Source organism: Bacillus sp. AFS088145, from assembly GCF_002564465.1.
Lineage (GTDB): Bacteria > Bacillota > Bacilli > Bacillales > Bacillaceae_G > Gottfriedia.
Map to the genome: position 1 here is coordinate 1 of NZ_NUUX01000026.1, position 15,186 is coordinate 15,186.

The 15,186-nt window shown below is 31.0% G+C and carries 15 protein-coding genes and 1 pseudogene; 2 read left to right on the forward strand and 14 right to left on the reverse strand.

Annotation, left to right across the window (positions count from 1 at the left end; translation table 11 throughout):
* The 11 genes and pseudogenes from COI44_RS16590 to COI44_RS16640 form a co-directional block, all read right to left on the reverse strand.
* Positions 1–203: pseudogene (locus COI44_RS16590) on the reverse strand (hypothetical protein); the annotation flags it as partial.
* Positions 204–328: 125 nt separating this feature from the next.
* Positions 329–1,216: a GNAT family N-acetyltransferase gene (locus COI44_RS16595; protein WP_098428917.1), complete on the reverse strand. Its 888-nt coding sequence runs from the start codon at positions 1,214–1,216 to the stop codon at positions 329–331.
* A gap of 16 nt (positions 1,217–1,232) precedes the next feature.
* Positions 1,233–2,462: an MFS transporter gene (locus COI44_RS16600; RefSeq protein WP_098428918.1), complete on the reverse strand. Its 1,230-nt coding sequence runs from the start codon at positions 2,460–2,462 to the stop codon at positions 1,233–1,235.
* A 233-nt stretch (positions 2,463–2,695) separates the two neighbouring features.
* Positions 2,696–3,313: a TetR/AcrR family transcriptional regulator gene (locus COI44_RS16605; protein ID WP_179887154.1), complete on the reverse strand. Its 618-nt coding sequence runs from the start codon at positions 3,311–3,313 to the stop codon at positions 2,696–2,698.
* A gap of 174 nt (positions 3,314–3,487) precedes the next feature.
* Positions 3,488–3,799 (reverse strand): MTH1187 family thiamine-binding protein, encoded by a 312-nt coding sequence (locus COI44_RS16610; protein WP_097978604.1) that lies wholly within the window; start codon positions 3,797–3,799, stop codon positions 3,488–3,490.
* A 259-nt stretch (positions 3,800–4,058) separates the two neighbouring features.
* Positions 4,059–4,988 carry a D-2-hydroxyacid dehydrogenase gene (locus COI44_RS16615; protein ID WP_098428920.1) on the reverse strand — a complete coding sequence of 310 codons (930 nt, stop codon included), beginning with the start codon at positions 4,986–4,988 and terminating at the stop codon, positions 4,059–4,061.
* Between the two features lie 572 nt (positions 4,989–5,560).
* Positions 5,561–6,283 carry an amino acid ABC transporter ATP-binding protein gene (locus COI44_RS16620; RefSeq protein WP_098428921.1) on the reverse strand — a complete coding sequence of 241 codons (723 nt, stop codon included), beginning with the start codon at positions 6,281–6,283 and terminating at the stop codon, positions 5,561–5,563.
* The gene (locus COI44_RS16625; protein ID WP_098428922.1) at positions 6,280–6,936 is read right to left on the reverse strand and encodes an amino acid ABC transporter permease; all 657 of its coding nucleotides are present in this window, start codon (positions 6,934–6,936) and stop codon (positions 6,280–6,282) included. The genes COI44_RS16620 and COI44_RS16625 overlap by 4 nt, the downstream gene beginning before the upstream one ends.
* Before the next feature lie 63 nt (positions 6,937–6,999).
* Positions 7,000–7,809, reverse strand: a complete 810-nt coding sequence (locus COI44_RS16630; RefSeq protein WP_098428923.1) for a basic amino acid ABC transporter substrate-binding protein — start codon at positions 7,807–7,809, stop codon at positions 7,000–7,002.
* 461 nt (positions 7,810–8,270) lie between these two features.
* Entirely contained in the window at positions 8,271–11,351 is a 3,081-nt protein-coding gene (locus COI44_RS16635; RefSeq protein WP_098428924.1) for an AAA family ATPase, read from the reverse strand.
* Positions 11,352–11,353: 2 nt separating this feature from the next.
* On the reverse strand, positions 11,354–12,508 hold the full coding sequence (locus tag COI44_RS16640) for an exonuclease SbcCD subunit D (protein ID WP_098428925.1): 1,155 nt from the start codon (positions 12,506–12,508) through the stop codon (positions 11,354–11,356).
* 202 nt (positions 12,509–12,710) lie between these two features.
* Between COI44_RS16640 and COI44_RS16645 the strand changes: the two genes are divergently transcribed.
* Positions 12,711–13,028, forward strand: coding sequence for a thioredoxin family protein (locus COI44_RS16645; RefSeq protein ID WP_098428926.1), 318 nt, complete (start codon positions 12,711–12,713; stop codon positions 13,026–13,028).
* A 291-nt stretch (positions 13,029–13,319) separates the two neighbouring features.
* On the opposite strand, the gene COI44_RS16650 is transcribed toward COI44_RS16645, so the two are convergent.
* Complete coding sequence (locus tag COI44_RS16650; RefSeq protein ID WP_098428927.1) at positions 13,320–13,943, reverse strand: phosphatase PAP2 family protein; 624 nt, start codon at positions 13,941–13,943, stop codon at positions 13,320–13,322.
* 99 nt (positions 13,944–14,042) lie between these two features.
* Positions 14,043–14,219 carry a YozD family protein gene (locus COI44_RS16655; RefSeq protein ID WP_069032035.1) on the reverse strand — a complete coding sequence of 59 codons (177 nt, stop codon included), beginning with the start codon at positions 14,217–14,219 and terminating at the stop codon, positions 14,043–14,045.
* Positions 14,220–14,372: 153 nt separating this feature from the next.
* On the opposite strand from COI44_RS16655, the gene COI44_RS24230 reads away from it, so the two are divergent.
* Entirely contained in the window at positions 14,373–14,528 is a 156-nt protein-coding gene (locus COI44_RS24230; protein ID WP_176547362.1) for a hypothetical protein, read from the forward strand.
* Between the two features lie 13 nt (positions 14,529–14,541).
* On the opposite strand, the gene COI44_RS16660 is transcribed toward COI44_RS24230, so the two are convergent.
* On the reverse strand, positions 14,542–15,117 hold the full coding sequence (locus tag COI44_RS16660; RefSeq protein WP_098428928.1) for a hypothetical protein: 576 nt from the start codon (positions 15,115–15,117) through the stop codon (positions 14,542–14,544).
* Positions 15,118–15,186 lie beyond the last annotated feature (69 nt).

Below are 15,186 nucleotides of genomic sequence, written 5' to 3' on the forward strand. Positions count from 1 at the left end.
CCCCATGGACGGCCCCAGCCCCATGGACGATAAAATCCCCAAGGTCTTCCCCAGCCCCATGGTCTACCCCATCCCCATGGGCCAAATGCTGCTGCACCCAATAAAAACGGAAAGAAGAATGGGAAAAATCTTTCATCTTCTTGTTGCGGTACACCGGAATATGGATAATATGGTTGCTCGATTTGTTGACGATAATCATACATTATAAATCACCTCCATACTATCCAATGTACGGAGATTAGCTCATTTAGGAGCAAGGTCAAGTATATAGGCAAAAGTACAAATTCTTAAGAGAAGAAAAGGGTACTGCCACCCCTTCCTTCTGATTCTAAATCAATTTGTACATTTCATATTGAGCTATTTTTTCTTTCTTAAATTCTAGTTTATGCAAGAAACCTTCAAGGCTATTATTATTTGGTATTGATGTTGAGAAAGATTTTAAATTTAGTTCACTAGCCGCAGATTGCAATAAGCTAGTTGCTATTTTTCGATTACGGTAAACTTTATCAATTATTAGGAGACTTATTCTACCATTTTCATTAACTGCTAAAGCACCAACATTTTCATCGTTAACTCTAGCTAGAAAGTAACTAAAATTAGTTAGTTTTTCTAAATAATCAATGTCATTTTGCCAGTTTATATGATAGTCCCAATTCGTAATTGTTTCTTTGAAAGTTTTAAATTCAACTTTATTTATTTCTGTACTAGGATCTAATTGTATTTGTTGTAAACTTGTTAAATCTGATTTAGTAAAATAAGAAAGGTCATAAATCTTTTCGTATCCAAGTTTCTTATAAAAATTAATTGCACGATCATTTCCAACAATTACTTCTAGGAATAGTTGTTTACATCCGTTTTTCGCTGCTTCTTCTTTGTGCAGTTCAAATAACTTTTGGCTAACACCTAACCCCCTATAGTCTGGACTAATAGCCAAAGTTCCACATCGCATTGTTTTAATCGTTTCATACATTTTAATACCGCCTAAAATCACACCTACTGCTTCATTTTCATAAATTGCCACGAAAGAGTGCTCAGGTTTGTTACCTTCTGGACCAAAAAACAAATTTACAAACTGTTCCTTAGAATAATTGAATTTAACGATATAATCTGAAAAACCTACTGAAAATGCTTGATAAGCTAATTCAACGTCTACTTCGCTACATCTGAAATAATTTATTTTTTCTAGCTCTATACTTTTTTTCAAATTTGTTTCCATTAAGTCACGTCCTTTTTTATTTAGAAATGATGAGCTCATTTTCATTTTGTTGAATTTGATCATAGTTAAAAGCAATTTTTTTCTTAAATAGTAAGTAACTGGTTACACATAAAATCATAATGATTAGGCTACCATGAAACAACCAAACAAGATGTGGCATTGATAAAAATGATAATAATGGTGATGCAGCTACAAAACCGATCGTAAAACCAAGCCTATTTAACAAATTTGCGACTCCGAAGATTCTACCTCTTATCGAATTATCAGTTTTTTGAATCATTGTTGAAAAATAAGTACCTGCTGCATTATCAAAAAAGCCTGTAAAAAATGCGAAGAAAAATACTACCCATAAAATTTGATTCGATAAAAATAATATGAAGCCGATTGATGTTAGAACGGAAGTTCCGTAATACATAAAAAGATAATGTTTTTTTAACCAAGAGACCTTAGGAATTAACCAAGTCGAAAGGATTCCTCCTATACCCCAAGTTCCCCAAATAAGTCCTTGGTAAAATGTTGCATGTTCTGTGCTAATTTTTTCTGCTAATATTGGTACTCCCACATTATGAGAGCTTGCTGAGAATGTTTGAAATAAAAATACAATGAATACAAATACTAATAGCGGTTTCATTAGTACATAAGTTTTTACTTCTTTCAAATCATTAAATAGTTGTTTCCATTGATTGTTTACACCTTTTTTAACCGCATTTTCCCATTTATAAAAGATTAGAACAAATGCGGATAAGAAATAAGAAAGGGCATCTATTCCGATTATTACACGATAATCTACAACCGTTGATAAGAATGCTGATCCTAAAAATCCAATAACCATACTAATTGCAGCAAGGCGTGAAATAAAAGCGTTTATTTTTAAAATATTTTCTTCACCAAATATTTGAGGTAAATCCGCACTAAAGCTGACTGAAAAAAAGCTTCCTAATGCGCCAATGATAAATGCTACAATCGCAAACATTAAAGGTGAAGGGAAAATACATAAGGTAAGAATACTTATTCCTCTAGTAATATCGCTGAATATCATTAGCTTTCTTCGATTATATCGATCAGCAATTACACCAGAAAATAAACTTGTTAATATCCCACCACACACACGAAGTGCTAGAACCGCAGCCAGCCATGATGTACTTTTCGTCATCGAGTAGATCACTGCATTCATTACAACCAATTCCATCATACTACCTATATCCGAGAATGCCTTTGTATATAAAAAATAGACTTTCTTTCCCATTATAATCCCTTCATTCTACCAAAATTAAAAACTACACCTCTATCAATACATAGACAAACAAATAATTCTAATTTGGACTGAAATCATCTTGATTCCTCCTTCCTAATTAAAACTGACTATTAAGTTTATTTTATTCTATGAATAGTGTATGTTGTTTACTTTATTTTTAACATAAAAAATTTTCTGAATTTAAATTTTAGGTAGGAAAGTATTCACCTTCTCTACCCAAAATCTTAATTTTGAATGACTATATAAGTCATAATCATTTCTTCTGCGGCTTTAAATTGTGCTTTGTAAATTTCATCTTCTTCTACAACTGAATAATGTAAGCAAATGCCATCAATATTAGCCCAAAACAAACTAGAAATAATATCAGGATCGATTGTTTTCTTAAATTCACCAGATGCTATTCCTTGTTTAATAATTTCACTTAAAAATAAACGATATTGATTTTTGTATCTTTCAATCATAATGGCTTGGAGATTTTCATGCCTAGCTGAATTAATCCAAAACTCCATATGGACTCTAATCATATTTCGCCATAATTCTGTTAAAGAAATTTCACTATACATTTGAAATAGCTCTTTTAACTTATCTTTTGATGAACTAAATTTTTGAAATCGTTCATTAATTTTTTCAAATGTTTGAACTGTTCTTTCCTGCATTAAAGTTAAATAAAGTTCTTCCTTACTTTTAAAATAATTATAAATTAGCCCTTTACTCGTTTTGGAATATGCAACAATATCATCCATTGTTGTCGTATGATAACCTTTTTCTCCAAAACATTTTAAAGCACTTTCAAGAAGACTCTCTCTTTTGCGTTCTTTGTAATCATCTGAGACTTTTGGCATTGAAGACATTCCTTTACTTAATAAATATATTTAAACTGACTGATTAGTTTAGTTTATCAACTAAATTTTGGAATTTCAAGAGAATATTCGAAATAATCACGCGATTATTTTCAAATCACAAAAAAAAGTGACGATAAGTTGTTAAACCTATCAAGTCACTTTATCAAGTCAAAATTAGTTTTGTTCAAGTTTTGCTTGAACAGAAGCTAACTTACCTTCCATTGTACTCTTCTTATCGCGACGATCATCGATTCGAATAGTCGTTGCTACTCTTGAAATTCCATTTTCAAATGGTACCTCATGCATTTCTTGTACAACTTTTAATAATAACGGTAATTCGCCTTCAATAATTGTATTCATAGGTGTAAGCTGGAATTTTACTTCGCCATTATACTTTTCTAAAACTTTATGTATATTTGCTACATACGCACTTACACTAGGTGTTTCTGTGCCAATTGGTACGATTGAAACGTCAATAATTGCCATTTTTTGTATTCTCCTTTTTAATCAATTTGTTACTTGTATATCCTAACATGTTTGTGATAATAAAGAAAACTCGACGATTGGCGAGCTTTAAGGCGAAGACAGAGGCGTAGTTGCACTTATACTTAATTCCTAAAATTTGCAACTACGTTGAATCCCCTTCATAGCTGCAAATTTATAATTTCTTAATGTGAAATGAAAAATTTAACTATTCATCTCCTGACAAACTTTAGGCAAATAATGCCCTTTCTACTTCATAAAATTAATATCCCTTTTCAATCTTCACTATATTTCTTAGTTTCTCGTTATTTTCTAATGATGAAAGTGTATTGACAAAACACTTAACACCATCATTTGGTAAAGTAACTGCCGAAATATGTGGAGTTATTTTTACATTCGGCATTTGCCATAATTCTGAATCGGCTGGAAGTGGTTCAACAGCAAAAACATCTAAAATAGCTTTTCTAATATACCCATTATTCAAAGCTTCCTTTAAAGAGTCCTCACATACAGTTGCACCTCTACCAACATTTATAAATCCTACATTATTTAAATGTTTAAATGTATTCATATCTAATATATTTTTAGTTTCATTCGTAGATGGAAGAACACTAATAATCCAATCGGTATGATCTAAAATTGTAGATGCTTCTTGGAACGGAACTATTTTTTCAAAATATGGTTTTTGACTACCACTCATAGAAACTCCATATACTTTCATTCCTAAGCTTGATAATACCTTACCAATATGTCCTCCGATTTCCCCTGTACCATAAATGACTACTTTTTGGTCTTCTAAAGATTTTGGGATATGAAATTCCCACTTATTTTCATTCTGTAAATTTGAAAATTGTTCATGTAATTGTGAATCCTGGAGTATGTAACTTAAACAATATTGACTCATTTTTGGACCAAAAACATCTATCGTTCGCGTTAAAAGCACATCATTTTTCCATTTAATTTTCATGAAACTATCTACACCCGCTGCTAATGAATGGACCCACTTGATGTTTCCAAATTCAAAATTTGGTGTTGGACGAAAACCAACAAATGTATCAGCCCACTCATAATCCTCTGTTGTTACTTCATCTTCAGGTAAAAAACGAAACTCTTTTGATAGATTATGTGATTCAATTAGATCTTTAAGCTTATGATGAATACGGCTAGTCACTAGAATTCTTTGAATTTCCATTGTCCTACACTCCTTTTTTGTCATAAATAAATTTTAGCATAATATTTAGAAAAGAATGAAAAGAAAACACTTCGAGTAATAAAATAGGAATCGAGAGCTTTTCTCTTCAAACTATTGGGGGTCTAGATGACCAATTTGATCTATTCAACTCATAATTAGCTTGTTTTTATCAACTTTTTAAGTGATATAGAAAGAATTAGAGCATATTTTCTAGATTTCCATTTAAAATAATCTACTATTGTTCATTAAACAAGTCATAATACCCTAACTGGTACGGGTAATTTTTAATCTTATTTGCGATTCTTAAGGATTTAATTGCAGTTTTGCTGATTTTATTTGCTGTTCTGTCATTTTTAATTGCTGTTTTGCCATTTTTATTTGCGATTCTCAAAATTTATTTGCAGTTAGTCCTTATTTAGCAACTTTTCATCTTTTATTTGCACAGTTGAACTCCTTATTTGCGACTAGCAAAGATTTATTTGCAGTTCAGACTGAATACCAAATGTACTTTGACATAAAAAAATGAGGTTCCCTTGAAAAGTCGGGATAACCTCATCTGTTTAATATCTTCTTTATAATACTTTACTTAAGAAACTTTTCGTGCGCTCGTGTTTTGGGAAATCAAATATTTGCACAGGACTGTTTTCTTCTACTATATACCCTTGATCCATAAAGATTACGCGATCACCAACCTCACGAGCAAAGCCCATTTCGTGTGTAACAATGACCATTGTCATTCCTTCTTTAGCAAGTTGCTTCATAACCTCTAAAACTTCACCGACCATTTCAGGATCTAAAGCGGATGTAGGTTCGTCGAATAACATAATTTTTGGTTCCATTGCAAGTGCTCTTGCAATCGCAACACGTTGTTTTTGCCCTCCAGATAGTGAGTCAGGATATACATTTGCTTTATCTGAAAGCCCGACTTTTTTTAATAGTTCAAGTGCTTTCGTTTTTGCAAAATCATTCGCTCGATTTCTTACTTTTTTAGGTGCTAGCGTAATATTTTCTAAAACTGTTAAATGTGGAAATAGATTAAAATGTTGGAATACCATGCCTACTTCAGTACGAATTTTATTTATATTTGTTTTTTTATCGGTAAGATCGACGTCTTCGATAAAAACTTTACCCGCTGTTATTGTTTCTAACATATTTAAACATCGAAGGAAGGTTGATTTACCTGAACCAGAAGGACCGATTACAACGCATACTTCACGTGGTTGAATGGTAATGTTGATATCTTTTAATACTTCTAGTGAACCAAATGATTTTTTTAATTTTTCTACTTTAATCATCCCGTAGTCAACCTTCTTTCAATGCGATTTAAAACAAAGCTTAATGTTAAAGTTAAGATCAAATAGATTACAGCAGCAGATATGTACGGTTCCCATACTTTATAATATTGCCCCTGCATTGCCCTACTCCAATACATAAGCTCAGGTGCAGCAATAATAGCTGCAATTGAAGATTCCTTAATTAAGACAATAAATTCATTTCCAAGTGGAGGTATCATACGTTTTATAGCTTGAGGTAAAATCACATGTTTCATAGCTTGTACATGCGTCATTCCTAAGGAACGAGCAGCCTCCATTTGCCCCTTATCAATTGATTGAATTCCAGCACGAAAGATTTCAGCAATATATGCTGCTGCATTTAATGATAGTGCAATGATTGCGGCTGCTATTGCGTTTGTCTCCCCTATAAAATACGGAACTACCCCAAAGTGAATTAATAAAATTTGTACAAATAACGGTGTACCTCTAAAGAAATTGATATACCAAACAAAAGGTAGAGCTAACCATTTATTTGATTGCATTTTACCTAATCCAATAAATAATCCGATTATTGTACCTAAGAATATTCCTGCAAAAGATAAGCCAATTGTTAATCCAGTTCCTTTAAGGAAAAACGGTATGTATTCTTTTATAATTCCAAAATCAAATCCCATTTCTTTTCCCCCATTTAGATAAAATTGCGTAACATAATTTCCTGTTACGCAATTTTTAATTTCCTATTTATTTTCTTCTGCTTTTAATGTTTCAAGATCTGGCTCTGATCCAAAGTGCTCTTTATAAATTTTTTCATAAGTACCATTGTTTACTACTTCTTTAATTGCTTTATCAAGTTTACCTTTTAATTTACTTCCATCTTGAAGTAATAGGCCGTAGTATTCAGGTTCAAAGCTATTTTTATCATCAATAACAACTAGCTTTTTATCCGGATTATTTTTTGCATACGCTTCAAGAACACCATTGTCCGCGACTACTGCATCAGCTCCTCCACTAAGAAGCTCTAAAATTGCTAAATTGTTATTTTCGAATTTTTTTAGATTTTTATTGTTTTTACCATACATTTTTTCAACAGCTTCTTGTCCTGTTGTACCATTTTGTACTGCTACAACTTTACCTTTCAAATCTGCGGCTGATTTAATACTACTACCTTCTGGAACTAGAATTTTATTAATCGAAAGAAAATAAGGAGTTGTAAAATCATATGTTTTCTCACGATCTGCATTAATCGAAATAGAAGACATACCAATATCAGCAGTTTTGCCACCAATTTCAGCAAATAATGGGTCCCATCCAGTATTCACAATTTTAATTTTCACCCCAGCTTCTTTCGCAACTGCATTTGTAAAATCAACATCGAATCCTACTATTTTACCGTTATCAAGATATTCAAATGGTGCATAGGCAGCATCAGTTACAACTCGTAATGGCTTATCTGCTGTTCCGCTTGTTTTCGCTTCCTTACCACAACCCGATAAAATTAGTGCTGTCGTCACAGCAAATGCAAACGATAGTTTTTTAACCTTTTTCATTTCAATACCCCCAATTATTTTTGTTTTATGTAAGTAAATTTCTGATCAGATTAAATATATTGAAAATTTTATATATTTAAATTTTTTAATTATTATATCTATTCTTGTTTAAATTTGCAATACTATGTCAATTATTGCCAAATTCCACCAATAAACAGGTTGATTGAGAGGATCATAAAATAGCATTTTAATTTCTAATGTATTTATAGTTAAATATAGTCAAAGAGTTGAAACCATAAAACGGTCAATAGGAAACCGTATATTAGGTATTCATTCTTAGTGGAATTCAACCTCAACTTTTTCCTTTTACGAAAATTTAGTTATTAATTGTCTGGATTGTTTTTCAAAAGCTTGATTCCTTATAAATAAATATATTTCACTCGAAAAATTTCTAGTCGAAATCTTTTTAGGAAAAATAAAAAACCGGAAACATTCGATTAGTTTCCGGCTATCTTACAACTTTATTTAATTAAAATTGATAACTCTGAATATCCCTTGTTCGTTTTATGAACTTCAATTACTGCAGGCATTGCATCCTTTACATCTTGCACATGAGAAATAACGCCAATTAACCGGCCTGATTTTTGAAGCTGAATAAGTGTATCAATTGCTTTTGATAATAATTCATCATCTAGCGATCCAAATCCCTCATCTATAAACAACGTATCAATTGATACGCCACCTTTATGTGCTTGAATGATATCTGCCATACCTAGTGCTAAACAAAGTGATGCATTAAACTGCTCTCCACCAGATAATGTTTTTACATCCCTAGCAAGACCCGTGTAGGAATCATATACTTCCAATCCTAAACCACTTTGTTTCCTTCCTTTTTCAACTGCATCTTTTCGTTGCAATTGAAATTGGCCATTTGATAAATGGTCAAGTCGGATATTTGCCGATTCAATAATTTGTTCAAAATAATCCAATAAGACATATCGCTCAAACGAAATCATTTTATCATTATCTCCTTTTGTAACTTTATATAAATCCGTTAAACCTGCTAATTTTTGTTCAGTTTCTACAAATTCCTCTTGATAGATTTGTAGGTCAATTTTCAATTGACTTAATCGCTTATTTAATTCTTGAATACGAATCATCTCATTAACGATCGCGTCTAAATGCTGAGTAATTTCTTGTACCTTCATTTTAAGTTCACTTACATCAACTTTTTCCATCGATTGAACTTGTTTTTCAAGCAACTCTTTTTCTGTACTTAATCTTTGAAGATTCTCTTCGAACATTGATAAATCATTTCGATATTGTTCAATCATTTGTATATAATCAATTGCACTTATAAACTCTGATTCTCCGTTAAATTCGTACTTAGCTATTTTTTCATGATAAAGAAGCGTTGTTGTTCGAATCTCTTCATTTAATTTTAAAACTTCTTTCTCAAGATGAGTGCGAGTAGTCTCTTTAACCGTCTTCTGTTCAGTTAAGATTCTATATTCTTCTTCAATTTTTGAAATTTTAACTTTTAAAATTGCTATATTTTTTTCAATTTCATTTTTTTCCAATTGCCATTTCTCAAGAGTTCTTAACGATTCAGGTAATTTTGATTCAATTTGTATGATGTGAATTTTTAATTCATTTAGTTCATTTGTAAACTTATTCAATGCCTCAGTCTTCTCAGTAACTTTTACGGTTAAATCCCTAATTAATTGTTCTTTTGTTTTTATTACATTATTAATCTTCTCAAAAACAGCTTTTTTCTCAGTCAGAATTTTTAAATTTGATTCATTCTCTTTAAACTCATTAGCAAGAGCTTTAAGAGCATCATTTGTAAATTCAAATTGCCCATGCTCCTCAAAAAATGATTGTTCATCAATTTTTAATGAGTTTTCTTTACTCTTAATTTCCCCTTGAATTGTTGCTAGTTCAGTCTGGAATTGATTTACTTGCATGTTCAATTTTTCTGCTTCTTCTTCATTGACTGTCCCATTAAATTTAGCAAGTGATGGATGATGGGTGCTTCCACAAACTGGACATTGTTCTTGATCCTTTAAATCTTTCGCTAAAAAAGCGGCTTTTTGCTGATGCATTTCACTTTCAATTCTGTCCAATTCATTTTTCAGCTTTAAATGGTCCAAATTTTTTATTTGATATTCATCTCGTTTTTGCTCTAATTCTTTTTTTGCAAAAAAGATTCGTTTAGCAAACCCACCTTTTAATGAAATTTCCTTATTTAATAAGGAGAGCTTAGCCCATTGATCATGAATACCTTCTAAATCATTTAGTTGCTGTTTTAACTGATTTAATTCTTCGTTCTCTTTCTTTAAATCATCTTGTAATGTCTTTTCTTCATTTTCGTATAATAGAATCTGTTTTGATTTATTATGAAACGCTACCTTATGATTTTGAAATTGATCGACATCTTCTTTTAACGCTAATAAATTACTCAATTGGCTTTCTAAGCTACCTAATTTTTTTTGCTCTTCAGGTAATGTCACTACTTCCGCAGAGATTTTTTCAATATTAAAAAGTGTTTCTTTTAAACTCTCTATTTCGAATAATAATTTACCGTTCGTTACTTGAAGTGAATTTTTTAGTTTCTCAAGTTCAGTTTTTATAGGCAATACTTTTTCAGCATTTGTGGCTAATTTTATTTTTACTTTTTTATCTTCTATTTCTAACTCTTGACTTTTTAACATTGTTAATAATTCAATGACTTCATTTAATCGATCAATATTTTTATTATGGGCTTCTGCTGAAAATAGCTTTTGTTGACTAACTTCTAATTGTGATTTTTGGATTTTCTCATTTTCTTCAAGTCTTTTTAAATCATCCATTAAACTTAATATATGTTCAGTCAAAATCTCATTAACAATATGAAGATTAATTTGAGAATCATCGGTAATTTGAATTCCTTTTTCGCTTAACAATTTTTCAATCACTTCTAATTTAATAACGATTTTCTGCTTTAAATTAGTAAATTTACTTTCCATGTTTTTTCTAGCTAAATTTAGAGTTTCAGTTACTTTTTCAAATAGTTCAGTTCTGAAAATTTTCCGCAAAATTTCTTCCTTTTCTTTTGTATCGGAAACTAATAATTTTCTAAATTCACCTTGAGGAAGTAATACGATTTGTTTGAATTGATCTGCATTAATCCCTAATAATTCTTCTACTTTTTTATTGACGATTGAAGTTTTGTTAAATTCCTGGCAATAAGGTACTTTTTCTTCATTCTCAATTTTATAAAACTCAATTTTATCACCGGTAATACTTTTATTTTGTTTCTTTTGATGACCTTTTTGTCTAAAAATATTATAATGATTTCCTTTTAATTCAAATGTTAATTCAACACTAGTATATAGATCATCATCGGCAAAATGACTTCGAAGCAATGTTTGGTCATTCCTATTTTCACCGCTCGCTTCTCCAAAAAGTGCAAAACAAATTCCATCAAATATTGTTGTTTTTCCTGCACCGGTTGGACCAGTTATTGCAAATAGTCCTTTTTCATTTAGTCGACTAAAGTCAACATATACCTTATCCTTGTAAGGTCCAAATGCATGAAGTACTACTTTTAATGGTTTCAAATCTATTCCTCCCTTACAAAGATTTCATGAATAATCTCTTTCATATATTGTTCGTCTTCAATTTTCAAATCTTCATTTTTCATTTCTTTATAAAAAGATTGGAACAACTCAAGTTGATTTTTTGATTGTTTTCCCACTAAACTCAGTTGATTTGTTTTATCTGTTTGTAATGTCGTTCGCTTACGACTAACATGCATTGCATTTGGATAAACTGTTCTAATTTGCTCCATCGGATGTACGACCATATGCTCATCAGTTAATTTTACAAATACATAATCATGATTTACAGAATGCTGTCTGATTTCCTCAATCGTTCCTTCGATCGATCTTAAATCTCGTTTTGGATGAAAATCTTTCTTAACTACTGATAGCTCACCGTCAGCTTTTAATTCAACAATTAAGCAGCCTTTTTTATGGTTTTCTTCAGAAAGTGAATACTTTAATGGAGATCCAGAATAACGAATTGATTGATTTCCTACAAAATGTGCTCGATGTAAATGTCCTAGGGCTGTATAGTTAAAATGTTTAAAATTATGATGTGATACGTATTCAGCTCCACCAATAGAGAGTGTACGTTCACCTTCTGTCTCTTCATCTGAAGGCTCACCATTATTTGTTACGAATGCATGTCCAACAAATACATTTCGTACTGATGGGTCTAATTCTTCATCTCTTATTTTATTTATAATTGCTTTCATAGCGTCATCATGTGAATGGATATCATCGTTTTGTAAAATATAACGTACAATACTTGGTTCGGCATAAGGAATTAAATAAAAATGAACTTCACCATCAGCATCATTCAAAATAACTTTCTTAAATGGAGTTTGAAATTTCCCTACTAAATATAAGCCTTCTTTTTCCATAAAACGGCTACCAAATTCAATTCGTTCAGCGCTATCATGATTTCCAGCAATCGCAAGAATGGGCGTATTACATTCAATAACAATTTTATGGAATACTTCATTTAATAGTTCAATCGCCTCAGTTGGAGATATACTTTTATCATATAAATCGCCTGCTATAACAATAGCATCTGGCTTTTCTTCTTTAATTATTGAAATGAACTCTTCTAATATAAATCGTTGGTCTTCTGTCATATGTACACCATGTACAATTTTACCAAGGTGCCAATCTGCTGTATGAATAAACTTCATTAAATACACCTCATCATTTTCTTTACTTTCATTGTTACTAAATTTATAGAACAACTTTTCTATCTTATATTTTACATCAACATACGAACATTTGTATGCTTTTTAATCACATTAATTCTAAAAATGCATTATTAGGTTAAAATAATTGAAATACTAATTAATATGATTCAAAATAAACCTATCAAAGCTTTAGGAGGCAATTATGGAAAAAATAGAAGAAGTAAAAAAATACGAGGAAATAATTAAAAGTGAAAAGCCAATCGTGGTGAAGTTTTATGCAACTTGGTGTCCTGATTGTACACGTTTAGATGCTTTTATCGGAGACGTAATTGAAGAGCACCCTTCATTTACTTGGTACACAATGGATCGCGACGAATTTCCAGAAATCGCAAGTGAACAACAAGTAATGGGAATCCCGAGTTTGCTTGTATTTAAAGATGGTGAAAAAATTGGACACTTGCATAGCGCAAATGCCAAAACACCAGAATCAGTTGAAGAATTTTTATCAACTTTTGAATAATATCAAGTTAGGTTAAATCTTGATAAGTCTGGGATTATCCCTAAAATTTATATAAAATAAATTGAACCACAAGGTAATTGAACCTTGTGGTTTTTCGTATGCATATTCTATTTCCTGGTTTACTTGTCTTTATCATTTATAGGCAATTTGGACTTGATTTAGATCATATATATCTCATGAGGTGATTTATTGTGCTTAATTTCATTGATGATTGTTGGTTTTCCAATTAACCGGGAACAAAAAGAAACACCTATATCATTTCGATTATAGGTGTAATTTTATCCTATTCAATTAAAGCTGTTTTCTTTCATGTAAATTAATAAATACATTTTTACAAATACTGTACCATGCATATCCTACTAACCAGCCAGCAATAATATCTGAGAAATGATGTACGTGTAGGTATATTCTGCTCATTGATATTAAAAATATCATTAAAAGAACGATAAATTGAATCATTTTTTTGTGTTTCATCATTGCAGGTTGAATGACAATTAAAATAAAGCCTAAAGTTAGAAAGAAGGATGTTGCCATTACTGCATGACCACTTGGGAAACTAAATCCACTTTCCACATAGTACATTGAACTTGGTCGTGGTCTTTTATATAGATCTTTTAAAAAGGAAACAACCACTCTAGCTGTCAATAATGTAATAAGTAACGATAGACCAGTCCAAATGCGCTTACGTATAATTGAATAAACTAAAACAATGACTGCAAATGTTAAATACATTTTTGAAGAACCAAAATCTCTTAAAAAATAACAAAATGAATCTAGCGCATCTGTTCGAATGAATTCAAAGAATTTAAACGCTGAATTGTCCAAACTCCGAATCATTTTGGAATCATAAATAAGTCCTAAAATAACAAATAGAAAAATAGAAGTAAAAATTAGTATCCAATTATTTTTTTTCATATAATCCTCCAATATAAATTCCAGTTAATGCATCTTAATTGCTTGTACTTTGGATACACAAAAGAAAAACGACGAGAGCACCCGTCGCCACTTTCATGACTATTCTTCTTCCTCATCGATTTCATCAATCATACATTTTTCCAGTAAGTACTCAAAAGTAATATCCGCTAGTTCCTCAATTTCCTCTTCCTCTGGAACATACCCCCGCTGAATGAGCTGTTGATAGAAAAATTCTGCTATTTCTTCCGTATCAATAACTACCTCAATTTCTTTCACTAGCATCACCCCTTACTAGTTATTATGTGAAAAATGAGAAAATATGAAAAAAACCTTACCAAGCACAAAAAAATATTAATATGTAACCTTTAGCATAATACAACATTGACAAGCATATATTCAATTAAAACATGTTAAAGGAGCGAGATTACAATGATAAAGATGGACAAGCTAGCTAATTTAAAAGAAATAATGGTTAATGATGAACTGTTTGAAGAAGCTGTTGAAAAGCTGACGACAATTGCATTTTATATTTTAATAGGGATAGGCATACCTTTTATGATTCATATAATTCTACAATTATTGTAGAATATCCTCTCTCTCAATTTGTTTTCTTCTCTGAGAATTTATTTAAATTTTTAAGCACTAGATCCATCACAATTTTATATTCTTCGTCTTGGAAGATTGAATATAAAACAGCGTAATCATTATATATATCTAATAATCCATCAATTATTTCTTGTTTTGTTGTTTTATTTCTGCTTTTATTAAAATCATTCATTGAGCGAAGTTTTTCTAAGTCTAATTTTGTAATGCCATTTTTATCATTTCTTAGTTTTTTTAGAATTGCATTTGCAGTTTGTGCTGATGCAATTAGAGTTAAATCTGTTTCATCGGCTTCTAACCATTCTCCATCAGTAATACGCGCTAATTCGTAAATTGTATCTTCCCAAGCATCATTTTTATATCGCCAAACCTCTGTACGGTACCCCACAATTCGAAATATTTCTTTTTCATAGCCATTGACTTGAACAAGATCCCCGAAAGAAAATGAATAATTTACTTCTATCCATTCTTTTTCAAGTTTTTTCCCATCATATTCGTTGAGAAGCTGAAGAGTATTCTCAACATAAAGTCCGTCATGATTATTGACTTCATAAACAAAAACGCCGTCCATCAGTTTAATATTTATTAACTTTCTATTTTTATTGGCTAATAAGACAAAAATACCACTCAGTTTTTAAGT